This window comes from Achromobacter aegrifaciens (genome assembly GCF_902859965.1).
In the GTDB taxonomy this organism is placed as follows: Bacteria; Pseudomonadota; Gammaproteobacteria; order Burkholderiales; family Burkholderiaceae_B; genus Achromobacter; species Achromobacter aegrifaciens.
Genome location: NZ_CADIKO010000001.1, coordinates 21,453 through 41,573, shown reverse-complemented (window position 1 = coordinate 41,573; position 20,121 = coordinate 21,453). Strand labels below are relative to the sequence as shown.

The following is a 20,121-nucleotide window of genomic DNA, read 5'->3' as shown; positions in this document are numbered from 1 at the left end:
TTCCGAGGGGCGCTTCAAGCGAGCGGGCGGGCCTGTTGCTGGGCCAGGTGGTGGGCGTAGATGGCGGCTACCGCGCAGGACGCGAGGCGCGAGCGTGGGCTGTCGGCGCGGCTGGTCAGGATGATGGGCACGCGCGCGCCCAGCACGATGCCGGCTGCCTCGGCATTGGCCAGGAAGGTCAGGTTCTTGGCCAGCATGTTGCCGGCTTCCAGGTCGGGCACCACCAGCACCTGGGCCACGCCGGCCACCGGCGAGCGTATGCCCTTGATGCGCGCGGCGTCGGGGCTGATGGCGTTGTCCAGCGCCAGCGGGCCGTCCAGCAGGCCGCCCTCGATCTGGCCGCGGTCGGCCATCTTGCACAGCGCCGCGGCTTCGATGGTGCTGGGGATGCTGGGGTTGACCTGTTCGACCGCCGACAGGATCGCCACGCGCGGCTCGCCCAGGCCCAGGCCGTGGTGCAGGTCGATCACGTTGCGGATGATGTCGGCCTTGGTTTCCAGGTCCGGAAAGATGTTGATCGCCGCATCGGTGATGAAGAGCGGTTCGGCGTAGGTCGGCACTTCCATGATGAAGACGTGGCTGATGCGCCGGCTGCTGCGCAGCCCGGTGTTGCGCGCCACCACTTCGTGCATGAGTTCGTCCGTGTGCAGGCTGCCCTTCATCAGCAGTTCGGCTTCGCCGCTGCGCACCAGGGCGACCGCGCATTCGGCTGCCGCGTGGCTGTGCGGCGCGTCGACGATGCGCGCATCGCCCAGGTCGAACTTGTGCTCGGCAGCGACGGCGCGGATCTTCTGCTCGGGGCCCACCAGGATGGGCTTGAGCAGGCCCAGGTCGCGGGCTTCGAGCGCGGCCGACAGCGAGGGTTCGTCGCAGGGGTGGGCGATGGCGCAATGCGCCGGCGCCAGCGTCTGCGCGCGCGCGATGAGCCTGTCGTAGTGGGAGGTGGGAGGCAGCGTCATGCGGATTTCGCCTTGGCGGATTTGCGCGCGGGACGCGCGGCGGGTTTGGCGGAGGCGCTACGCTTCTTGGCGCGCACCGGGACGGCAGGCTCGGCCGCGGCCGAGGCCGCTTCGGGCCTGGCCGCCGCAGCGCGCACCGATTTGCGCGCAACGGTCGCCGTTTTCCTGGGCGCTGGCTGTTGAGCCTCCTCACGCTTCTGCGCACGGCGCTCGGCGTACTCGAAGATGCGTTCCATCTCGTCCAGGCTGATGCGGGCGGCCTCGCTCAGGGGCTCGGCGGCTTCCAGCACATGCTTCATGGTGTCCAGCGTTTCGCGGATTGCGGCGGCGGGCGCGTTGTCCAGCAGGTGCGGTATGGCCTGGATGGCGCCGGCGGCGTCCAGGGTCATCATCAACGCCTGGTCGCGGATGATGTCCTTGAATTCCTGCAACGACAGCGCGGTATCCGATTCGGCGCGCATCTTGCGGATCAGCGCGTAGCTGCGTTCGTCCAGGCCGCCTTCGGCGCCCGACACATACAGCAGCATGCGGATCGCGGCAACGCGCAGGCCGCCTTCCAGCATCAGCGAACGCAGCTCGGCGGCGCGCTCTTCCATGAAGCGGCGGTGCTCGGGCGACACGCCCGGATGCTTGCGCGGCGGGCCGGAGCGCGCGCCCAGGCCGGCCAGGTCCTGCACCAGCGGCGAACCGTAAACGCCCATGAAGGTGCGTTCGTCGGCGGAATCGCGCAGTTCCTGCCAGATGTTCAGGCTGGTCTCGATCAGGTTCGAGAACATTTCCTGGGCCATCAGGAAGGGATTGTCGGCCGACACCGGCTGGCGGTGTTCGCGCACCTGTTCGGCGACTTGGGCAATCGGCGCGATGGCCGGATTGCGGTCGGAGATCAGTTCATAGGGCAGGCGCAGCGGATGCAGGCGCTGCGACCATTCCGCCGATTGCGGCGTCACCAGGGCGCGCAGCCAGGGTTGCACGAAGCTGCGGTACATGCCCAGGTTGATGTCGGAAATGCGGGCGACGGCGGCGAAGCGGCGGTCGTCCTCTTCGTTGCGCTCGACGATGGCGCGCACGTCATCCAGCGTGCGCTGCTCGAACGACAGCACGTAGTTGCCGTAGGCCAGGTCGGCGTTGGGCGTGTCGGGCGTCTTGTCGGCGATCTCCGCCTGGTAGATGCCCGGCGGCAGCACGTCGATCATGTCGATGTTGGACGTGAATTCCTGGTGCTCCTTGCGCGCCACGCTGCCGGACACGAAGATGCCCAGATGGCCGATGCTTTCGTGCACCGCATAGACGATGGTCTGGCCGTGCGCCAGCACTTCGGATTCGTCCTGGTACAGATCGGGGATCCAGCCCAGCGCCTGCGGCGGGGGCGTGATGTTGTCGCCCTTGGAGCAGAACACCACGATGGGCGAGCGGATGTTGCGCAGGTCGATGCGGATGCCGTCCGAGGTCACCAGGCCGGCGGTGGCCAGGCGGTTGCCGACGAACAGGTTGTCGACGATGTACTGGATTTCCGGGCCGTTCAGGAAGACGTGGCCGCCCCACCATTTTTCGAAGCTGAGGTAGCGCTTGGCCTCGGTGTCGACGTTGGAGTACAGGTTGTACTGCTTGGACCACAGGGTGTTGGCCGGATTCAGGTTCTCGAAGTTCTGCACCAGCCAGGCGCCATCGAACTTGCCGTCGCCCAGGTCGCTGGTCAGGGCGGTGAGCCAGCTGCCGCCCAGCAGGCCGCCGGCATAGCGCATGGGATTCATGCCGCGCCAGCCCGCCCAGTAGGACAGCGGCGCGCCCGCCACGATGATGGGGCCGAACAGTTCGGGACGGACCGCGGCGGTCATCATGATCTGCCAGCCGGCCTGGCAATTGGCGACCACCACCGGCTTGCCTTCGGCGTTGGGGTGCAGGGCGATGATCTCTTCCAGGAAGCGCGCCTCGGCCATCATCACGTCCTCGACGGTCTGGGTCGGCATGGGCTGCGGCAGGAAGGTGGCGAAGTAGCAGGGGTGGCCGGCGCGCAGCGCCACGCCGATCTCGCTTTCAGGCTTGAAGCCGCCGATGCCGGGGCCGTGCCCGGCGCGCGGATCGACCACCAGGAAGGGCCGTTTGATGGGGTCGGTTTCCACGCCTTCCGGCGGCTTGATGCGCAGCAGGCCGTAATTGACGGGGCGCGGCAGACAGCGGCCGTCCATGACCAGTTCGGACTCCATGCTAAGCACGTTGGGCGCGCGCTTGGCCATGTGCTCGTGGTACTGGTTGCCACGCTGGCGCATCACATCGGCGTACAGCACGCCGCGCTGCCAGGCGTCCACCGCGTATTCGTAGGCGGCAGTCCAGGGGTTGAAGGGCGGGGCGGGTACGCGATCGTTGCCAGATCCGGCCATGGCGATCTCCTGTAGGTTGCTTGCGGCGGCGGGCCGCCGCGCCGATTCAGAGTGGAACCGGCCGAGTTGACCTCCCCATTACACCGCAACTGATGTTGCGGTGCAACATCAAGCGTCTTGATGCAGGTCAAGCAGTGGCCGATATATCCGTCCCCTTTAGGACTGGTCAGCCGGGCAGCGGTTCAGTCAGGGTCGTGGCACACCGCTTCGATGCGGTTGCCGGAAGGGTCCAGCAGGAAGGCCGCGTAATACTGCGGGTGGTAGTGCTCGCGCAAGCCCGGGGCGCCGTCGTCGCGCCCGCCGTGGGCCATGCCGGCGGCATGGAAAGCGTCGACCGCGGCGCGGCTGGGCGCCTTGAAGCACCAGTGCCGGCGCGCCGCGGGGGCGGCTGCGTCATCGGCGAACACGGAGAGATAGCTGTGCTGGCTGCTGCCTGCCCGGCAGCGCTCGCCGTAGCCTAGCGCGTCGGGGCGGTCATAGACCTTGGCCGCGCCCAAGGCCTGCATGACGGCGTCATAGAAGGGGCGGGCGGCGTCCAGGCGGGAAACGGTGATGGAGACGTGATCCAGCAGTTGCATCGCGGCTCCCGGGCGGTTCAGGCGCGCGCGGCGGCGTTGTGCTCCAGCCATTTCTGGACGGAGGGGCGCTGCCACTGGGCCTCGGCGTAGGCGCGCAGGGCGTCGGGCAGGTCGTCCTGGAACAAGCGCTTGATCATGACCGCGAGGTCAGTATCGGCGATGCACCATTCATCGAACAGCGAGGTCCGGTCCGCGCCCAGCAGATGGGCGCCCACGTGGATGAGCTTGGCCGCGGCGGCATGGGCGGCGTCCGACAACGGCAGGCCGGCGGCGCCGTAGAACACGGTTTCCGTGGGGCGTTCCTGACGCAGCGCTCCCAGGTCGCTGCGCAGCCAGGCCTGCAGTTGGCGGGCGCGGGCGCGCTGGCGCAGGTCACGCGGATACAGCGCCGGGTGCTCGGGGGCGGGGAAGGCGTCTTCCAGGTATTCGGTGATGGCGCTGGATTCGGTCAGGCTGAAATCCGCGTGGGTCAAGGCCGGCACCCGCGAGGTCAGCGCGCGGCTTTGGTAGGGCTGCATGCGCTGCTCGCCCGCTTCCAGATCGATGGGGCGCACCTCGAACGGCAGCTGTTTTTCAGTCAGCGCCACATAGGCCGACATGGCGTAGGGGCTGAGGAACAGGGAATCGACGAATAGCGTAAGCGGGGCGCCCAAAATCTAGTCTCCGGTTTGACGGGTAACGGCATGTGCCGCGGCGGCGGGCCGCGGATACGTCAAAGCGTAACGCATCTGCGGCCGGGCTGTCGCGCCGGGGGGCTTCAGTCGACGATGAAGAGCTTGGCGCCGGTCGCGGTGGATGAGCGGTGCGGTTCGGCCTGGTCGGCGACCTGGTAGCTCATGCCCGGCGTCAGCACGAATTGCCGGCCGTCTTCCAGCTCGGTGTGCAGTTCGCCTTCCAGACAGAACAGGATGTGGCCCTTGCTGCACCAGTGGTCGGCCAGGTAGCCGGCCGTGTACTCGACCATGCGCACGCGCAGGTCGCCGAACTGCCGGGTGCGCCAATAGGCCATGCCGGTCTCGCCAGCGTGTTCGGTGCGCTCGACCTCGGACCAGTCGGTGGTGCCGAAGGGGATGTTGCTCATCTTCATGGTGATTCCTGCGTTGTGACGCGGACGCAATGGCGTCCGCCAAAGAATGGAGACTACGCCAGCGCGGGCAGTTTCTTGTGCCAGAACATCGCGCGGCCGGTGGTTTCGTCCAGGGCATAGCCTTCGAAACCGAGCTTGCGGTACAGCCCCTGGGCGACCGCGTTGCCTTCCAGCACTTCCAGGGTGATCTTGCAGCAGCCCAGGTCACGCGCCCGCTCTTCCAGCGCCGACAGCAGGGCCTTGCCCACGCCGCGGCCCTGGAATTTTTCCGCGACGCCCAGGTCGTGCAGATTGAGCAGCGGGCGACAGGCGAAGGTGGAGAAGCCTTCGAGATAGACCGCGACGCCGGCGGCTTCGCCGTCGATGCGGGCCAGCAGCGCCCGCGCCGTCGGGCGGCGGGCCAGTTCGGCGATCAGGTTCTGCTGTGCGTAGGCGGGCAGGGGAGCGTTGCCCCCCATGGGGCCGCTGGCGTACTCGTTCAGCATGGCCAGCACCTGGCGGCCGTGTTCGGGATTGTTGAAGTCTGCGTCGATGATTTCCAGCACGATCTGTTCCTGTGGGCCTGTCGTGGTCGGGGCTGGCGCATCCGGGCGCCAACCGGACATTATGCGCGATGCCCGACGCCTGACAAGGCGCATTGAAAAATCGCCCCATAACCCCTATCTTCTTGATATCCCAGGCCGGACCCGACGCAACCGGAAGCGGCCGCAACGCTTTGCCAAGGGCTGCACATGGAGTTCAAGGACTACTACAGCATGCTGGGCGTGGAGCGGGACGCCTCCGAAGACGACATCCGGCGCGCCTACCGCAAGCTCGCCCGCAAATACCATCCCGACGTCAGCAAGGAAAGCGACGCCGAAACGCGCATGCGCGACGTCAACGAAGCCTATGACGTGCTGCGCGACAAGGAAAAGCGCCAGGCCTACGACAATCTGGCCGCAGGCGTCTCGCCCGAGGGCAGCTTCCAGCCGCCGCCCGGCTGGGACGAAGGCTTCGAGTTCCACCGCGGCGCCGCGCCCGGCGACGAGGCCCAGTTCAGCGAGTTCTTCTCTTCGCTGTTCGGCGGCCGCAACCGGCGCGGCGGGGCGCAGCAGCAACAGGAATTCCGCGCGCGCGGCGAGGACCACCACGCCGCGATCGAGGTGGACCTCGAAGACGCGCTCAAGGGCGCCACGCGCGACATCAGCCTGCGTTCCATGCAGATGGACGAGCAGGGCCGCCCCCACATGCAGACCCGCACGCTCAGCGTGCGCATCCCCGCCGGCGTGCGCGAAGGCCAGTACATCCGGCTGGCCGGGCAGGGCATGCCCGGCTACGGCGGCGGCGAGAACGGCGATCTCTATCTGGAAGTCCGCTTCAAGCCGCATCCGCGCTACCGCGCCGACGGCCGCGACCTCTACATGACGCTGCCGGTGGCGCCGTGGGAAGCGGCACTCGGCGCCAGCGTGCATGCGCCCACGCCGGGCGGCACGGTCGAAGTGTCGATCCCCGCGGGGTCCGCCAACGGCCGCAAGCTGCGCCTGCGCGGCCGCGGCATTCCGGGCGATCCGCCCGGAGACCTCTACCTGGTGCTGGACCTGGTGTTGCCGCCCGCCGATAGCGAAGCGGCCAAGGAGGCCTACCGCAAGATGCAGCAGGACCTGCCCTTCAATCCGCGGCGCCACCTGGGGGTATGACCATGAAAAAAATAGTCGTCACCACCGCCACGGTCGTGGGCAAGTCCCGGCCGCTTTCCGCCGACGACCTGGCCCGCGCCTGCGGCGAGGAAGTCGAATGGGTCGTCAGGCTGGTCGAAGTCGGCATCGTCAATGCCAGCGGTCCCAGGCCCGCCGAATGGCGCTTCTACAGCGCCGACCTGCAACGCGCGCTGGACGCCCGCCGCCTGGTGCGGGATTACGGCGCCGGCCTGGACGCTGCGGCGCTGATCCTGGACCTGAGCCAGGAAGTCCGTCGCCTGAAGGCGCAACTGCGCGCGCTGGGCCTGGAGGACAAGTAGGCTGTGCGCGGGTGGGTAAACTAGCTGGTTGTTGAAGAGACCAGCGGAACACCTTGCAGACCCCTCCAGCCCATGCGCCCGCTCTGGCGGGCAGCGCCCGCATCGACGGCCTGAAATCCTGCCTGCCCGTCATGATCGGCTACTTCCCGGTGGCCGTGACCTTCGGCATCGCGGGCGTGGCCGCGGGCCTGTCTCCGCTGCAGGTGGTGCTGATTTCCGTGCTGGTCTATGCCGGCGCCAGCCAGTTCCTGCTGCTCGCTTCCATCAAGGCCGGCACCCCGTGGCTGTGGGTGGTGGCGCTGTGCTCGCTGCTCAACGCCCGCCATCTGCTGTACGGCCCGCTGTTGTCGCGGTTCCTGCCGGCGGGACTGAATGAGCGCCTGAAGGTCGCCTTCCTGCTCACCGATGAAGTCTTCGCCACCGCTTTCAACCGTTTGCAGACCGTGGAGCCCGCGGGCCGCCAGCGCTGGATGATCGCGCTGGGGCTGGGCGCTTGGCTGACCTGGATCGCCGGCACGGCCGTCGGCGTCTATGCGGGAGACGGCCTGGAGCGCCACTACCCCATGCTGTCACAGGTAATGCGCTTTGCGCTGCCGGCGCTGTTCATGGCCCTGGTGTGCCAGAGCGCGAAGCGCGGCATGGGCCTGCCCATCGTTGCGGCGGTGGCCGGAGCCGGGGCCGTGGCCGCGCTGGGCCATACCAGCCTGGCCATCCTGGCCGGCGCGATCATCGGCTGCGTGGCGTATCGAATGAGGAGGCCCGCATGAACACCGACGGACTGGGTTTCTGGGGCGCGGTGATCGCCATGGCGGCCATCACCTATCTGACGCGCGCCTTGCCCTTCATGCTGTCCGAGCGCAGCCGCCTGCTGCGCCACCTGTCGCGCGAAGGCTCGGCGCTGGCCGCCCTGGGGCCGTCGCTGCTGGCTGGGATCGCCGCGGCGGTTATCGTGCCCGACCTGCTGGCCGCCGGCGACCAGGCGGCGAACCTCGGCCCCTACGCAGGCGGCCTGGTCGTGACCGCCGTGGCGGCCCGCCTGGTCAGCAATGCCGGCGTCGCGGTGCTGCTGGGCATGGCGGGATACGGGGTGTTGCTGGCCTTGGCGGCGTAAGACCCGCGGGGCAAAATGGTCGGACTTCCACGGAGACCGACCATGCTTACGCTTTATCATGCGCCGCGTTCGCGCTCGTTCCGGATACTTTGGCTGCTCGAGGAACTAGGCGTGCCTTACGACACCGAAATGGTGTCCATCCGCGGCACCGACAGCGCGGGCCACATGCCCTCGGACTACATCGACATCCACCCGCATCGCAAGGTGCCGGCCCTGGTGCACGACGGCGTGCCCGTGTTCGAGACGCCGGCAATCGCCCTTTACCTGACCGACCTGTTTCCCCAAGCGGGGCTGGGTCCGGTGGTGGGCGACCCGCTGCGCGGGCCATACCTGACCTGGCTGGCCTATTCCACCGGCGTGTTCGAACCGGCCATGGCCGAGCGCGCCTTCAAGACGCCGCATCCGGGCGGCGCGCTGGGCTGGGGTTCGGCCGAGGAGGTCGAGCAGGTGCTGACCCGGGTCTTGCAGGCGCGGCCGTTCTTCCTGGGCGACAAGTTCTCGGCCGCGGACATCGTGCTGGGCGGCACCCTGCAATACATGATGCAGGTGAAGGTTCTGCCCGAGACCCCTGTGTTCACCGCCTACGCGGAGCGGCTGGGCGACCGTCCGGCCATGCACCGCGCCTTGCAGCGCGACGGGGACATCGAGGAAGCCTGACGCGGGGCTCCCGCCTTCAAGCGCGGCCGATGCGCGCGCCGAGGTCCGCCTGCCATTCCTGCGGACGGCCCAGGTAGCGGCTGGGCTCCAGCATCTCGTAGACGCCATCGCGTTCCAGTGCCAGGGTGGGAAAACCGCTGCCGCCGACCTGCGCCAGCAGCCTGCGGCTGGCGGCGATGTGCGTGGCGGTTTCGGCGCCCTGGGCTGCGTCATAGGCTGCGCGGAAGGCTGCCGGGTCCAGGCCGATGTCGGCCGCCAGGGAGGCCAGTACGGCCGGATCGGCGATGCGCAGCCCCTGTACGTAGTGGGCGCGCTGGATGCGCTTGAGCAGGTCGAGGCCTCGACCGGCCAGCGTCTGCGCGGCCAGGATGGCAGTGGTGGGCGGCTCGGAATCGAACACCGCGCCCTCATCGCGCAACAGGCCGTTGAAATAGTCTTCGCCGAAGGGCTGGCCGGTCAGGCCGGCGATGCGCTCGTCATGCGGCATGACGTAGCGGCGCAGTCTGTCGGTGACCGGCTGGCGGTTGCCGCCCGTCATCATGCCGCCGCCATGCAGCGCGATGTCCAGCCCGGAGACGGCTCGAGCCGCCTCCACCAGCGGCGCGGCGCCATAGCACCAGCCGCAGAGCGGGTCGAAAATGTAATGCAGGGTGGGATTTGAGGTAGCCATGGCGCCATGGTAGACGCGGGCACGGCTGGCAGGAAGCCTGGCGGGATAGCCAGAGTGTTGCATCGGCCGTGCAGATTGCCTGCACGGCCGCGAATCATCAGCCAGCGATCTGCACGCCGATCCAGAACAGGCCGGCGGCCAGCAGCATCGAGGCGGGCAGGGTCAGCACCCAGGCCATCAGGATGTTGCGTACGGTGCTGCCTTGCAGGCCGCTCTTGTTGGCGATCATGGTCCCGGCCACGCCCGAGGACAGCACGTGGGTGGTGGAAACAGGCAGGCTGAAGACGTTGGCGATGCCGATGGCGCCCATGGCGGTGACTTGTGCGGACATGCCCTGCGCATAGGTCATGCCCTGCTTGCCGATCTTCTCGCCCACCGTCAGCACCACGCGGCGCCAGCCGACCATGGTGCCCGCGCCCAGCGCCAGGGCGACTGCCACGATCACCCAGAAGGGGGCGTATTCGGTGGTGGCTGTCAGGTCGGCGCGCAGGCGTTGCAGGTCGGCGCGTTCGCGGGCCGGCAGCCCTTCGATGCGCGCGACCTTCTTGGCCGTGTCGTCCAGACAGAGCAGGTAGCGGCGCACGGAGATGCGCTTCTCGGCCGACAGGTCGGCGTAGTTGGACACGCCGTGCAGATCGGCCTGCAGCGCGGCGATGGTCGGCATGGTCAGTTCGGGGTCGCAGCGGAAGTTGCGCGGCAGTTCGGTGGTCGCGTCCACGCGCTTGAGCGCCAGGTATTCGCCCAGCATGGCTTCATTGCGCTGGTAGAACACGTTCAGGTGGTTGGCGGCGTCGCGGGTGCGCTCGATCTGGTAGGTGGTGCTGTTGGTGTCCAGCACGAAGTTGGCGGGCACGATGCCGATCAGCACCAGCATGATCAGGCCAATCCCTTTCTGTCCGTCGTTGGAGCCGTGCACGAAGCTCACGCCCATGGCGGACAGCACCAGCACCAGGCGGTTCCAGAAGGGCGGATGCTTTTTATTGTCGATGGCGCGGCGCTGTTCCGGCGTCTTGTGCATCTTGGACAGCGGCAGCCAGCGCTTGAGCGCCAGCAGCAGGCCGCCCGCCACCAGGAAGCCGGCCACAGGCGATACCACCAGCGACAGGCCGATGTCGATGGCCTTGCCCCAGTTGACGCCGTCTGCCAGCGGCAGGTCGGTGATCAGCGCGTTGGCCAGGCCCACGCCCAGGATCGAGCCGATCAGCGTGTGCGAGCTGGACGCCGGAATGCCGAAGTACCAAGTGCCCAGGTTCCAGGCGATGGCCGCGGCCAGCATGGCGAACACCATGGCCAGCCCGCGGCCCGTGTCCACGTTGATCAGCAGCTCCACCGGCAGCAGGTGCACGATGGCATAGGCCACGCCCACCCCGCCCAGCAGCACGCCCAGGAAGTTGAATATGCCGGAAAGCACCACCGCCAGATGCGGCGGCATGGCCTTGGTGTAGATGACCGTGGCCACGGCGTTCGCCGTGTCATGGAATCCGTTGATGAATTCGAAGGCCAGGACGAATGTCAGGGCCAGCGCAAGGCTGAGGCCGACCCAGAGGTCTAGGCCGTGGAAGAGGTCGAACATGGAGGCGGGGGAGGTTCCGGCGAGAGGAGCCGATTATTGCAGATTTGTGACCTGTCACTGGTTGCTTGCGGCTACCAAGTGCGGTCAGCCGACCCCGCCCGGGGTCAGAATTTCGAATACTGGAACTCGATTTCCATCGGTTTGCCCAGGTTCGCCGAGGTATCCGCCTGGATCACCATCACCGCCAGGACGCCCAGGTAGAGCAGGCACAGCCACAGGGTTCGTTTCATTGCCGGCCATCCTTCATGGGTAGAACACTTCAGCGATCTTCTGGTTCACGCGCAGCCAGCCCAGTTCCCCCAGGTGCTGTACGTCCCGCAGCATCCCCACCTCGAAGGGGGCGCTGTACATGTCCATGCAGCGCATGGCATAGCGCTGGCACAGCGCCGCGACTTCCCGCTGCACCGGCCCGAAGCGGTCCAGGTCCTTGAACACCAGCGGATGCAGCGGCTGCATGACGAACAGGGCATTGACGCCGCGCTGCCGCAGCAGCGCCATCAGCGCGTCCAGTTCGCGCAGCTCGTCCCGGCCGGTCAGCGGCTGGGGCAGATAGGCAGTCTTGCCGCCCTCGGGAATGCTGCGCAGGTATTTATTGAAGAATTCATCGCGCACGGCGTAGCGGTTGCCGCCCATCAGGGCCTGTTCTGCGCCCTGGGCTTCGGCAGCCAGCGCCTCCCAGTCCACCACCCGGGCGGCCGCGGGCGGCCCCTCGCGTTCGCGCTCGGGGGCAGGCGCTGCGTGGACGGGCGCCCACAGGTTGACCAGCCGCTGGCGGAAGACGTAGGCCTGCTCGGCCGCCATGGACCAGGCGACGCCCGCGTCGCCCTTGGCCTGCAGCCAGCGGACCACCTCCGCCCGGCCCTCGGGCTGCCGCAGCAGGCGGGGTAGCAGCGGATTGGCGTGTTCCTTGAATTCGTCCGGACCCAGCCCGCCGTCGCCGTCGAACCAGCCCGGCGACAGCATCACCACCACGCGCGAGGCCGGCGACAGGTCCTCGGCCATCGCCGCCAGCACCAGCTGCATGCCCAGAGACTGGAATCCCGAATGGCCATAGGCCAGCACCGGCATCTGCAATTCGTCGGCCAGGTAGCGGTACGGCACGAAGCGCAGGTCGTTGCTGGTCAGCTCCGACGAACCCAGGATCACCAGCCTGTCGCCCGTGCGCAAGGCCTGGCTCATGCGGGACAGGTTGCGCGTCTGTTCCTCCAGCGTATTGCCCAGGTTGGGGATGTAGATGCCCGGAGCGGCCGCCGGCACGGGTTCCGTCTTCAGCGCCAGGGAGTGCAGGGCGCCCCATCCGGCGGCCGCCGCCGCGGCCAGGGCCAGCGCCGCCGCCAGCGCATGCTGCCGTAATGTGCGTTTGAACATGGGGAACCAATGCCGCTCGGGGCCCTCTTTATTGGGATAGGTTTGTTAGCGGATGTTATCGAGCGGGCATGTCTGGAACAAGCGCGGGAAAGCGGGGCCAAAGCCGATTCGCCTTTTTGCGACAGGGCCGCCGCCGGCGCGCTGCCTGCTGACGCGATTCCCGCAGGGAAGGAATGCGATAGCATCGCTCTGGCGGGCCTCTTCTGGATTTCCATGATTGACCTTGCCCACGGCCGCATCCGCGCCGCCCGACAGTTTCTTACCAAGATTGCGCAGCCCATGACCGCCACTACCCGTATCGCCCGCAAGCACCCCGACGAACTGATCGTGGGCCTGGTGTCCGTTTCCGATCGCGCCTCCAGCGGCACCTATCAGGACCTGGGGCTGCCCGCGCTGCGCGAATGGCTGGGCGGCGCCCTGGCCTCGCCCTGGCAGGCGGTGGACCGCCTGATCCCCGACGAACCCGCACGCATTTCCCAGACGCTGATCGAACTGGTGGACGGCTGCGGCTGCGACCTGGTCCTGACCACCGGCGGCACCGGTCCGGCGCGCCGCGACGTCACGCCCGAGGCCACGCTCGCCGTCGGCACCAAGGAAATGCCCGGCTTCGGCGAACAGATGCGCCAGATCAGCCTGCGCTTCGTGCCCACGGCCATCCTGTCGCGCCAGGTGGCGGTCATCCGGGAAACGCCCGCGCACGCCGCCCTTATCGTGAACCTGCCCGGCCAGCCGAAATCCATCCGCGAAACGCTGGAAGGACTGAAGGGCGAGGACGGCGCCGTGCTGGTGCCGGGGATTTTCGCCGCCATTCCCTATTGCATCGATCTTATCGGCGGCCCATACGCCGAAACCCGGCCGGAAGTCATCGCGGCCTTCCGTCCCAAATCGGCCCGGCGCGCGCCGCAGGCTTGACCTGGCGCTGCGTTATATTGGCCGCCCCATCCACCTCCAACCGCTCGAGAGTTCCATCGCCATGAAGGTCCGCACCGCTTTGTCCCTTACTGTCCTGGCAGCCTTGTCGGCCTGCGCCAACGTCAAAGACGTGCGCGACCGCGATCCGGTCTTCTACGGTTCCACCCAACGTACGCCCGAGGACTACACGGCTTGCGTCGCCGAATCCTGGAAGAACCTGGGCATCAATTTCCAGCAGAAGGCGGTGCGCAACGGCTTTGAATTGATCCAGGAGGACAGCCTGGGTGTCGAAGCCGTGCTGACGACCACGCACTGGAAGGGCAAGACCGAAGCGCGCCTGTCCACGCGCATCGCCCGCCGCGACCAAAGCATCATCGAGCCCGCCAACCTGTGCCTGTGAACGCCATGCAGCATCGTCGCGACGTCCTGCGGCTGGGCCTGGCCGCGGCCGCCCTTTGCCTGGGCCTGCCGGCCCGCGCGCAGCAGCAGAGCGGTTTTATCAGCCGCAAGCTCAACGTTCCCGTGCCTGGCGGCGTCGCCGTCCTGGGCCTGGGCAATGCCGAACGCGCGCCCGAGGTCAGCTTCCTGGGCCGGCGCGTGCTGGTCGTGCGTGAAGAGGGCAAGCAGTGGATCGCCGTGGTCGGCATCCCGCTCAGCGTGAAGCCGGGCGAGCAGCAGGTGGATATCAAGGACGCGCAAGGCAAGCGTTCAGTGTCCTTCAAGGTCGGCGCCAAGGAATACAAGGCCCAGCACATCACGCTGAAGAATCCGCGCCAGGTCAATCCGGATCCGGACGACATGAAGCGCATCGAACGCGAGCAGGCCGAGCAGGCCGCCGCCAACCGCGCCTACCGCGCTGGCATCACGCCCAGCAACCTGCTGCTGGATCGCCCGGTGAACGGCGGCCGCCTGTCCAGTCCCTTCGGCCTGCGCCGCTTCTTCAATGGCGAAGAGCGCAATCCGCATTCGGGCCTGGATTTCGCCGTGCCCTCGGGCACGCCGATCAAGGCGCCGGCCGCTGGCGTGGTCGTGCTGGTGGGGGATTACTTCTTCAATGGCAAGACGGTGTTCCTGGACCATGGCCAGGGCTTCGTCAGCATGTTCTGCCACATGTCGGCGATCGACGTGAAGGTCGGCGACGAAGTGCCGCGCGGCGGATTGGTGGGCAAGGTGGGCGCCACCGGCCGCGCCACCGGCCCGCACCTGCACTGGAACGTCAGCCTGAACGACGCGCGCGTCGATCCGGCCATCTTCATCGGGGTGTTCAAGCCCTGATCCTGTCCCGGGATGGGGGCGCGGACCCGCGCCCTCAGGCCGTTGCGGCCTGCTGCGCGATCAGTTGCAGCACGTGCTGATGCACGCGCTCGGCATAGTCCATCTGCTGCCGCACTTCGAGCTGCTCGGCTTCCTGCTCGTCCAGGCAGTTGTCGTACTTGGTCTTGGCCTCGGCGTAGGTCAGGCCGGTATTGCGCAGGCTGTTGATGAAGGCCTCGCGCGACTGATGCAGCAGGCGCAGGCCTTCCTCGCCCTTGACGAATTTTCTTCGCGCCAGGGCAAGCTGGTCAGCGGCGGCTTGCAGATCTTGTGTCAGGTCCATCTTGCTTCATGCTCATCCTGCCGGGCGTCGCGCCGGGCAGAGGGCGCCATTCTTTCATGAACGGGCGCTCCACGCATTACGGCATCGCGCGGCCCAGGTTTAAGGCTGGCGCGAAAAGGGAGCCGGCGCGGGGCCGGCCCTGTCGCCCTGGCTTAGCGGCGGAATTGCTGGGGACGCTGCGGCGCGGGACCGCGCTCGTCCTTGTGGCGGAAGTTGATGCGGCCCTTGGTCAGGTCATACGGCGACATTTCCAGGGTGACGCGGTCGCCGGCCAGGATGCGGATGCGGTGCTTGCGGATGCGGCCGGAGGCGTAGGCGCCGACTTCGATGCCGTTGTCCAGCTTCACACGGTAGCGGCTATCGGGCAGCACTTCGTCAACGATGCCGTCCAGTTCGATGAGTTCTTCTTTAGCCATTCTTTTCTCCTATCAAAACGCGCAGCCATACCGACGGCATGGCGCGCCGCGCGAGGCGGCAAGCGCGTCGGACCCGAACGGGCGGGTCCAGCGGTTTGAACGTAAAACGTCCGGGCAAGCGCGGGTAAGGGCCACGGCATCCGAAGCGGATGTCTGAAATGACGGATACTCGCGCCGCGTGGGCAGTGTGCGCGCGGTGCGCGGCTTGGTCGCGGCGGCGCGTTTTGCGCAAATCGCCGGAAGAAGCGGGGTGGAGCTTGTGCTGCCAGGCCGCGCAACTATGGAGGTGGAGGCGCGCCCGGTGGCGGAGGGGTTTTTCCGGAAAAATCAGGCACGTCCTGGGTTGCCCCGGAGCATTGCCCGCAGGCGGTACAGGTTGGCACGCAGAGTGACCGAAGCCCGGTTTTTGCGGAAAAATCACGGACTTATGGTACTGCAAAGCGCAATATTTAGCCAGTATTTATCTGTAGCCGCGCTGCGATAGTTGCTGTTCAACGACTCTAGCGAGCCGGGATCCGTTCACGGTATTCGGCTTCCACCCGGTTAAGCACGGACCAGAACGGACCGGGGGCACGGCCGGCCAGGCGGGCTTCGAGCACGCCCAGGTGCACATGCCAGCCGCCAGCCACGTCCACCATGCCGTCACGCGAGGACAGCTTGCGGTGGGTCAGCACCAGGCGCGTTTCCTCGCCCTGAGGCGACAGCTCGAAGGTGACCTCGGAAGGATGGCCGGGGGAGCCGCCCCAGGTGAAAGCCAGCAAATGCGGCGGTTCGCAGCGGGTGATGACGCCTTGCGTGGTGACGCCGCCTTCGTACGGCTTGTAGGCGTCAGGCACCGGTTCGGCCACCGAGGACAGGTCCGCATGCACGAAGCGCAGCGTCACGCCGCCGCCTTCGCGCAGTTCCATGTCGCCGGATGCCAGCCAGCGCCCGCGTTTTTCGGATTCGGTGAGAAAAGCCCAGACCTCGTCGACGCTGGCGGGCAGTATCCGCGTGAAGCGGATGGAGGTGGGGTCCAGAACGACGCCGTGATCACTCATGTGGTTCTCCAGAAGACGCGGCCGGGGACCGGCTGGCGGCGAGCGCGGCTTCCAGCGCGCCCAGCTTGCCCGACCAGAATTGCTCATAGAAGCGCAGCCACTGCATGGCCTCGGCCATGGGTTCGGGATTGAGGCTGCATACGTGCGTGCGGCCGCGGATGGAGCGCCGCACCAGACCGGCGCGTTCCAGGGCCTGCACATGCTTGGAGGCGCCCGCGAAACTCATGCTGTGGGGCGCCGCCAGTTCGCCGATGGTCTGCTCGCCACCGGCCAGGCTGCGCAACATGTCGCGGCGCGTGGGGTCGGCCAGCGCGCGAAAGACGGCATCGAGGACGGGGGAGGGAATAGATTCAACCATGAGGTTGAATATAGTCCGGCCTCGCCAACAAATTCAACTATTCGGTTGAATTTTTATGTAACCGCCTGCGGATGGTCTTCTTCCATCGCCCCATACGCATCGGGGTACTGCGGCAGGCCGTCGGTGATGTCGAACCAGGGCGCCTTGCTGGCCACGTGGCAGTGGGCTGCCGGCTTGATGCCCGGGTCGTCGTCCAGCGGACCTAGAGGCAGGCCGTAGACGTCCGGCGTCTGGTCGAAGCGGGTCAGGAGGGGCGTGCCGCAGGCTTCGCAAAAGCCGCGGTAGCTGCCCGGGGACGAGCAGTACCAGGTGACGTGGTTTTCTCCGCGGGTCCAGGCGAAGTCCTTGACCTGGACCGTCGCCCGGCTGCGGAATGCCGCGCCATGCGCCTTGCGGCAGATCGTGCAATGGCAGTTGAGGGCGTCGGTGAGCGGACCCGTGATCTCGTAGGCGACGCGGCTGCACAGGCAGGAACCTTTGATCATGATGAACGCCAGGCTGGTGGGGAATATCCCCAATATACCTGCGGCGCGCCGGGCTGGAGACGGCCTTTGTGACGAACGTCTTTCAGATCGTTCCAGTGTCCCTATTTTCAGCCAAATGAATCGATTCCCAGGTCATCGTGCTGTCATGCCGCGAAAACAGAATGCCGCCATGAACACATCCAAGGGGATTCAACGATGACCTACGCCATCGAAGTACAAGGGCTCAGCAAGAGCTTCCACGCCGGCGCCAAGGCGCTGGACGGCGTGAACCTGCAAGTGGCCGACGGCGAGATGGTGGCCTTGCTCGGCGCCTCGGGTTCGGGCAAGTCGACGCTGCTGCGCCATCTGTCGGGTTTCGTGGCCGGCGACTCGGGCAGCGTGGCCGTAAACGGCCGCATGATCCAGCGCGATGGCCGCCTGAGCCGCGACGTGCGCTCCGCGCGCGCCGGCATCGGGTTCGTGTTCCAGCAATTCAATCTGGTCGGTCGCCTGCCGGTCATCACCAACGTGCTGACCGGGCTGCTGCCGCGCGTGCCGTTGTGGCGCAGCCTGACGCGCTGGTTCCTGCGCGGCGAAGTGCAGCAAGGCCTCGAAGCGCTTGCCCAGGTTGGTATAGACGACTACGCATTTCAGCGCGCCTCGACGCTGTCCGGCGGCCAGCAGCAGCGCGCGGCCATCGCCCGCACGCTGGTGCAGAACGCCCGCGTCATCCTGGCCGACGAACCCATCGCCTCGCTGGATCCGGAATCCTCGCGCCGCGTGATGGACACGCTGGCCCAGATCAACCGCGGCCGCAAGGTGGCCGTAGTGGTGTCGCTGCACCAGGTGGACGTGGCCCTGCGCTACTGCCCGCGGGTGGTGGCGCTGCGCCATGGCAAGGTCGTCTATGACGGCCCCTCCGCCGCGCTCACGCCTTCGATGCTGAGCGACCTGTATGGCTCCGAATTGAGCGAACTCCTTCCCGAATATGCGCCGCAAGCGCCGGCCATGCCCGGCATGGCGCCGCTGTCCCGCCTGGCGCAAGCCGCCTGATATCCCGACCCATTTCCCCCCGGAGCCTTCCATGCTACGCAGAACCTTTGTCACCCTGATCGCCGCCGCGGCCCTGTCCGCGCAGGCCTACGCGCAAGACGCCAAGACCCTGAACTTCGGCATCATCTCGACGGAATCGTCGACCAACCTGAAGTCCGTATGGCAGCCGGTCATCGACGACCTGAGCCGCGCGATCGGCGTACCGGTCAAGCCCTTCTTCGCGTCCGACTATGCCGGCATCATCGAAGGCATGCGCTTCAACAAGGTGCAGATGGGCTGGTTCGGCAACAAGTCCGCAATCGAGGCGGTGGACCGCGCCAAGGGCGAGGTGTTCGCCTCCGTCATCGATAAGGACGGCAACCCCGGCTACTGGTCGCTGCTGATCGTCAACAAGGACAGCAACCTGAAGACCCTGGACGACGTGCTCAAGCGCGGCGGCACGCTGAGCTACGGCGCGGGCGATCCCAATTCGACCTCGGGTACGGCTGTCCCCGGCTACTACCTGTGGGCCGCCAACAAGATCGAACCCAAGACCTTCTTCAAGACGGTGCGCGCCAGCAACCACGAAACCAATCTGCTGTCGGTCATCAACAAGCAGGTCGACGTGGCCGTCAACAACACCGAGGCGCTGGAGCGCTATCGCCTGAACACGGGCAAGGATGCAAACGACAGCGTGCGCGTGCTGTGGAAGTCGCCGCTGATCCCCGCCGATCCGCTGGTCATGCGCACCGACCTGCCGGCAGACCTGAAGGTCCGCATCCGCGACTTCTTCGTCAACTATGGCAAGGGCAAGGACGCCGAGCGCGAATTGGCCAACCTGAAGGCGCTGACCTACCAGGGCTTCCGCGCCTCCGACAACCAGCAGCTGGTGCCGATCCGCCAGATCGAACTGGCGCGCGAGAAGGCCAAGGTCGAAGCCGACGCCACGCTGGGCCAGGCCGAAAAGCAGAAACAGCTGGCCGAGCTGGACAGCAAGCTGGCCAGCCTGGGCCAGCCAGCCGCCAAGCAATAAGCCTGCAAGCGGCAAGCCGGCGCGCCGCGGGGCGCGCCGGCTTGCCCGCAACTGAAACCCAACTAGCGGATCGCCTTTTCTATGAACGTAGCCATGCAGACCTCCCGCCTTTCCGCCGCGCCGCGCTCCTCGCTGCCAGTCCTGCTCGTATGGGCCGTCGTGCTGGCGTTGCTGGTCATGTCGTGGAAGGGCGCCGACATGCGGCCCCTGGACCTGCTGCGCGATTCGGGCAATATGGCCCAGTTCGCCGCCGACTTCTTTCCGCCCAATTTCCGCGACTGGCGCATGTACCTGGACGAGATGATCGTCACCGTGCAGATCGCGGTCTGGGGCACCTTCCTGGCCATCGTGGTCGCCGTGCCGCTGGGGCTGCTGTGCTCGTCGAACATGGTGCCGGCCTGGGTGTACCAGCCCATGCGACGCCTGATGGACGCGTGCCGCGCCATCAACGAAATGGTGTTCGCCATGCTGTTCATCGTGGCGGTCGGGCTGGGCCCATTCGCCGGCGTGCTGGCGCTGTGGGTGCACACCACCGGCGTGCTGGCCAAGCTGTTCTCGGAAGCCGTCGAGGCTATCGATCCGCGTCCGGTGGAAGGCGTGCGCGCCACCGGCGCGAACGCGCTGGAGGAAATCGTCTACGGCGTGATTCCGCAGGTGCTGCCGCTGTGGATCTCGTATTCGCTGTACCGCTTCGAATCCAACGTGCGTTCGGCCTCGGTGGTCGGCATCGTCGGCGCGGGCGGCATCGGCACCGTGCTGTGGGAGATCATCCGCAGTTTCCGCTACGCCGAAACCTGCGCCGTGATGATCATCATCGTGGCTTTCGTGGTCATCATCGACATGGCGTCGGCGCGCATCCGGCGCGCGCTCATCTGAGCATGCGCGGGGCCCG

26 protein-coding genes are annotated in these 20,121 nt (G+C 67.1%); 11 read left to right on the top strand and 15 right to left on the bottom strand.

Translation table 11 applies throughout. The annotated features are described in order from the left end of the window. Positions 1-14: 14 nt before the first annotated feature. From HV793_RS00240 to HV793_RS00215, 6 genes are all read right to left on the bottom strand, one after another. Positions 15-959, bottom strand: a complete 945-nt coding sequence (locus HV793_RS00240) for a phosphate acetyltransferase (protein ID WP_054451527.1) — start codon at positions 957-959, stop codon at positions 15-17. Beyond that, entirely contained in the window at positions 956-3,337 is a 2,382-nt protein-coding gene (locus HV793_RS00235; protein ID WP_175162111.1) for a DUF3141 domain-containing protein, read from the bottom strand. The genes HV793_RS00240 and HV793_RS00235 overlap by 4 nt, the downstream gene beginning before the upstream one ends. Before the next feature lie 182 nt (positions 3,338-3,519). Next, positions 3,520-3,915 carry a VOC family protein gene (locus HV793_RS00230; RefSeq protein ID WP_119451051.1) on the bottom strand — a complete coding sequence of 132 codons (396 nt, stop codon included), beginning with the start codon at positions 3,913-3,915 and terminating at the stop codon, positions 3,520-3,522. Positions 3,916-3,932: 17 nt separating this feature from the next. Next, positions 3,933-4,568, bottom strand: coding sequence for a glutathione transferase (gene yfcF / locus HV793_RS00225; protein WP_175212459.1), 636 nt, complete (start codon positions 4,566-4,568; stop codon positions 3,933-3,935). Positions 4,569-4,672: 104 nt separating this feature from the next. Further along, positions 4,673-5,002: a DHCW motif cupin fold protein gene (locus tag HV793_RS00220; RefSeq protein WP_054451523.1), complete on the bottom strand. Its 330-nt coding sequence runs from the start codon at positions 5,000-5,002 to the stop codon at positions 4,673-4,675. A gap of 53 nt (positions 5,003-5,055) precedes the next feature. Then, positions 5,056-5,547 (bottom strand): GNAT family N-acetyltransferase, encoded by a 492-nt coding sequence (locus tag HV793_RS00215; protein ID WP_119451052.1) that lies wholly within the window; start codon positions 5,545-5,547, stop codon positions 5,056-5,058. A 186-nt stretch (positions 5,548-5,733) separates the two neighbouring features. Here HV793_RS00215 and HV793_RS00210 point away from each other — a divergent pair, with 186 nt between their 5' ends. The 5 genes from HV793_RS00210 to HV793_RS00190 are packed head-to-tail and all read left to right on the top strand — an operon-like array spanning position 5,734 to position 8,766. Then, positions 5,734-6,678, top strand: a complete 945-nt coding sequence (locus tag HV793_RS00210; protein ID WP_175212458.1) for a DnaJ C-terminal domain-containing protein — start codon at positions 5,734-5,736, stop codon at positions 6,676-6,678. 2 nt (positions 6,679-6,680) lie between these two features. Next, positions 6,681-6,998: a chaperone modulator CbpM gene (locus tag HV793_RS00205; RefSeq protein WP_054452227.1), complete on the top strand. Its 318-nt coding sequence runs from the start codon at positions 6,681-6,683 to the stop codon at positions 6,996-6,998. A 53-nt stretch (positions 6,999-7,051) separates the two neighbouring features. Continuing rightward, positions 7,052-7,765, top strand: a complete 714-nt coding sequence (locus tag HV793_RS00200) for an AzlC family ABC transporter permease (RefSeq protein ID WP_119451054.1) — start codon at positions 7,052-7,054, stop codon at positions 7,763-7,765. Continuing rightward, complete coding sequence (locus HV793_RS00195) at positions 7,762-8,109, top strand: AzlD domain-containing protein (RefSeq protein WP_054451519.1); 348 nt, start codon at positions 7,762-7,764, stop codon at positions 8,107-8,109. The genes HV793_RS00200 and HV793_RS00195 overlap by 4 nt, the downstream gene beginning before the upstream one ends. Positions 8,110-8,151: 42 nt before the next feature. Next, positions 8,152-8,766 (top strand): glutathione S-transferase family protein, encoded by a 615-nt coding sequence (locus tag HV793_RS00190; protein ID WP_054451518.1) that lies wholly within the window; start codon positions 8,152-8,154, stop codon positions 8,764-8,766. A gap of 16 nt (positions 8,767-8,782) precedes the next feature. Here the strand turns inward: HV793_RS00190 and HV793_RS00185 are convergent, their stop codons facing one another. The 4 genes from HV793_RS00185 to HV793_RS00175 form a co-directional block, all read right to left on the bottom strand. Beyond that, on the bottom strand, positions 8,783-9,436 hold the full coding sequence (locus tag HV793_RS00185; protein ID WP_119451067.1) for a DsbA family protein: 654 nt from the start codon (positions 9,434-9,436) through the stop codon (positions 8,783-8,785). A gap of 97 nt (positions 9,437-9,533) precedes the next feature. Next, positions 9,534-11,009 carry an inorganic phosphate transporter gene (locus HV793_RS00180; protein ID WP_054451517.1) on the bottom strand — a complete coding sequence of 492 codons (1,476 nt, stop codon included), beginning with the start codon at positions 11,007-11,009 and terminating at the stop codon, positions 9,534-9,536. Between the two features lie 104 nt (positions 11,010-11,113). Then, positions 11,114-11,239, bottom strand: a complete 126-nt coding sequence (locus HV793_RS31220; RefSeq protein ID WP_008162923.1) for a hypothetical protein — start codon at positions 11,237-11,239, stop codon at positions 11,114-11,116. Between the two features lie 13 nt (positions 11,240-11,252). Then, positions 11,253-12,377 carry a D-alanyl-lipoteichoic acid biosynthesis protein DltD gene (locus HV793_RS00175; protein WP_175181913.1) on the bottom strand — a complete coding sequence of 375 codons (1,125 nt, stop codon included), beginning with the start codon at positions 12,375-12,377 and terminating at the stop codon, positions 11,253-11,255. 279 nt (positions 12,378-12,656) lie between these two features. Between HV793_RS00175 and mog the strand changes: the two genes are divergently transcribed. The 3 genes from mog (at position 12,657) to HV793_RS00160 (ending at position 14,564) form a co-directional block, all read left to right on the top strand. Continuing rightward, positions 12,657-13,289, top strand: coding sequence for a molybdopterin adenylyltransferase (gene mog / locus HV793_RS00170; protein ID WP_054452223.1), 633 nt, complete (start codon positions 12,657-12,659; stop codon positions 13,287-13,289). A gap of 61 nt (positions 13,290-13,350) precedes the next feature. After that, positions 13,351-13,689 (top strand): hypothetical protein, encoded by a 339-nt coding sequence (locus HV793_RS00165; RefSeq protein ID WP_054451515.1) that lies wholly within the window; start codon positions 13,351-13,353, stop codon positions 13,687-13,689. A gap of 5 nt (positions 13,690-13,694) precedes the next feature. Beyond that, the gene (locus HV793_RS00160) at positions 13,695-14,564 is read left to right on the top strand and encodes a peptidoglycan DD-metalloendopeptidase family protein (protein ID WP_175212457.1); all 870 of its coding nucleotides are present in this window, start codon (positions 13,695-13,697) and stop codon (positions 14,562-14,564) included. Positions 14,565-14,598: 34 nt separating this feature from the next. Here HV793_RS00160 and HV793_RS00155 read toward each other — a convergent pair whose 3' ends face one another. The 5 genes from HV793_RS00155 to HV793_RS00135 form a co-directional block, all read right to left on the bottom strand. Next, positions 14,599-14,886, bottom strand: coding sequence for a hypothetical protein (locus HV793_RS00155; RefSeq protein ID WP_054451514.1), 288 nt, complete (start codon positions 14,884-14,886; stop codon positions 14,599-14,601). Between the two features lie 152 nt (positions 14,887-15,038). Continuing rightward, positions 15,039-15,302 (bottom strand): translation initiation factor IF-1, encoded by a 264-nt coding sequence (gene infA / locus HV793_RS00150; protein WP_013395703.1) that lies wholly within the window; start codon positions 15,300-15,302, stop codon positions 15,039-15,041. 500 nt (positions 15,303-15,802) lie between these two features. Further along, entirely contained in the window at positions 15,803-16,342 is a 540-nt protein-coding gene (locus tag HV793_RS00145; RefSeq protein WP_054451513.1) for an SRPBCC family protein, read from the bottom strand. Next, on the bottom strand, positions 16,335-16,700 hold the full coding sequence (locus HV793_RS00140) for an ArsR/SmtB family transcription factor (RefSeq protein ID WP_054451512.1): 366 nt from the start codon (positions 16,698-16,700) through the stop codon (positions 16,335-16,337). The genes HV793_RS00145 and HV793_RS00140 overlap by 8 nt, the downstream gene beginning before the upstream one ends. Positions 16,701-16,753: 53 nt before the next feature. Further along, positions 16,754-17,185: a GFA family protein gene (locus HV793_RS00135; protein ID WP_054452219.1), complete on the bottom strand. Its 432-nt coding sequence runs from the start codon at positions 17,183-17,185 to the stop codon at positions 16,754-16,756. Positions 17,186-17,380: 195 nt separating this feature from the next. Here HV793_RS00135 and phnC point away from each other — a divergent pair, with 195 nt between their 5' ends. The 3 genes from phnC (at position 17,381) to phnE (ending at position 20,105) form a co-directional block, all read left to right on the top strand. Then, positions 17,381-18,217 (top strand): phosphonate ABC transporter ATP-binding protein, encoded by an 837-nt coding sequence (gene phnC, locus HV793_RS00130; protein WP_175162104.1) that lies wholly within the window; start codon positions 17,381-17,383, stop codon positions 18,215-18,217. Between the two features lie 31 nt (positions 18,218-18,248). Then, positions 18,249-19,229 carry a phosphonate ABC transporter substrate-binding protein gene (phnD, locus tag HV793_RS00125; RefSeq protein WP_054451508.1) on the top strand — a complete coding sequence of 327 codons (981 nt, stop codon included), beginning with the start codon at positions 18,249-18,251 and terminating at the stop codon, positions 19,227-19,229. 81 nt (positions 19,230-19,310) lie between these two features. Then, the gene (gene phnE / locus HV793_RS00120) at positions 19,311-20,105 is read left to right on the top strand and encodes a phosphonate ABC transporter, permease protein PhnE (protein ID WP_054451506.1); all 795 of its coding nucleotides are present in this window, start codon (positions 19,311-19,313) and stop codon (positions 20,103-20,105) included. The last annotated feature ends 16 nt before the right edge of the window (positions 20,106-20,121 follow it).

Excerpts from the sequence above, each read along its gene's own strand:
- HV793_RS00195 (WP_054451519.1), top strand. The coding sequence starts at position 7,762 with ATGAACACCGACGGACTGGGTTTCTGGGGCGCGGTGATCGCCATGGCG.
- HV793_RS00205 (WP_054452227.1), top strand. The coding sequence starts at position 6,681 with ATGAAAAAAATAGTCGTCACCACCGCCACGGTCGTGGGCAAGTCCCGG.
- infA (WP_013395703.1), bottom strand. The coding sequence starts at position 15,302 with ATGGCTAAAGAAGAACTCATCGAACTGGACGGCATCGTTGACGAAGTG.
- phnE (WP_054451506.1), top strand. The coding sequence starts at position 19,311 with ATGAACGTAGCCATGCAGACCTCCCGCCTTTCCGCCGCGCCGCGCTCC.
- HV793_RS00190 (WP_054451518.1), top strand. The coding sequence starts at position 8,152 with ATGCTTACGCTTTATCATGCGCCGCGTTCGCGCTCGTTCCGGATACTT.
- HV793_RS00240 (WP_054451527.1), bottom strand. The coding sequence starts at position 959 with ATGACGCTGCCTCCCACCTCCCACTACGACAGGCTCATCGCGCGCGCG.
- HV793_RS00175 (WP_175181913.1), bottom strand. The coding sequence starts at position 12,377 with ATGTTCAAACGCACATTACGGCAGCATGCGCTGGCGGCGGCGCTGGCC.
- HV793_RS00210 (WP_175212458.1), top strand. The coding sequence starts at position 5,734 with ATGGAGTTCAAGGACTACTACAGCATGCTGGGCGTGGAGCGGGACGCC.
- HV793_RS00235 (WP_175162111.1), bottom strand. The coding sequence starts at position 3,337 with ATGGCCGGATCTGGCAACGATCGCGTACCCGCCCCGCCCTTCAACCCC.
- HV793_RS31220 (WP_008162923.1), bottom strand. The coding sequence starts at position 11,239 with ATGAAACGAACCCTGTGGCTGTGCCTGCTCTACCTGGGCGTCCTGGCG.
- HV793_RS00135 (WP_054452219.1), bottom strand. The coding sequence starts at position 17,185 with ATGATCAAAGGTTCCTGCCTGTGCAGCCGCGTCGCCTACGAGATCACG.
- HV793_RS00185 (WP_119451067.1), bottom strand. The coding sequence starts at position 9,436 with ATGGCTACCTCAAATCCCACCCTGCATTACATTTTCGACCCGCTCTGC.
- HV793_RS00165 (WP_054451515.1), top strand. The coding sequence starts at position 13,351 with ATGAAGGTCCGCACCGCTTTGTCCCTTACTGTCCTGGCAGCCTTGTCG.
- HV793_RS00155 (WP_054451514.1), bottom strand. The coding sequence starts at position 14,886 with ATGGACCTGACACAAGATCTGCAAGCCGCCGCTGACCAGCTTGCCCTG.
- HV793_RS00220 (WP_054451523.1), bottom strand. The coding sequence starts at position 5,002 with ATGAAGATGAGCAACATCCCCTTCGGCACCACCGACTGGTCCGAGGTC.
- HV793_RS00180 (WP_054451517.1), bottom strand. The coding sequence starts at position 11,009 with ATGTTCGACCTCTTCCACGGCCTAGACCTCTGGGTCGGCCTCAGCCTT.
- HV793_RS00145 (WP_054451513.1), bottom strand. The coding sequence starts at position 16,342 with ATGAGTGATCACGGCGTCGTTCTGGACCCCACCTCCATCCGCTTCACG.
- phnC (WP_175162104.1), top strand. The coding sequence starts at position 17,381 with ATGACCTACGCCATCGAAGTACAAGGGCTCAGCAAGAGCTTCCACGCC.
- HV793_RS00230 (WP_119451051.1), bottom strand. The coding sequence starts at position 3,915 with ATGCAACTGCTGGATCACGTCTCCATCACCGTTTCCCGCCTGGACGCC.
- HV793_RS00140 (WP_054451512.1), bottom strand. The coding sequence starts at position 16,700 with ATGGTTGAATCTATTCCCTCCCCCGTCCTCGATGCCGTCTTTCGCGCG.
- phnD (WP_054451508.1), top strand. The coding sequence starts at position 18,249 with ATGCTACGCAGAACCTTTGTCACCCTGATCGCCGCCGCGGCCCTGTCC.
- mog (WP_054452223.1), top strand. The coding sequence starts at position 12,657 with ATGACCGCCACTACCCGTATCGCCCGCAAGCACCCCGACGAACTGATC.
- HV793_RS00160 (WP_175212457.1), top strand. The coding sequence starts at position 13,695 with ATGCAGCATCGTCGCGACGTCCTGCGGCTGGGCCTGGCCGCGGCCGCC.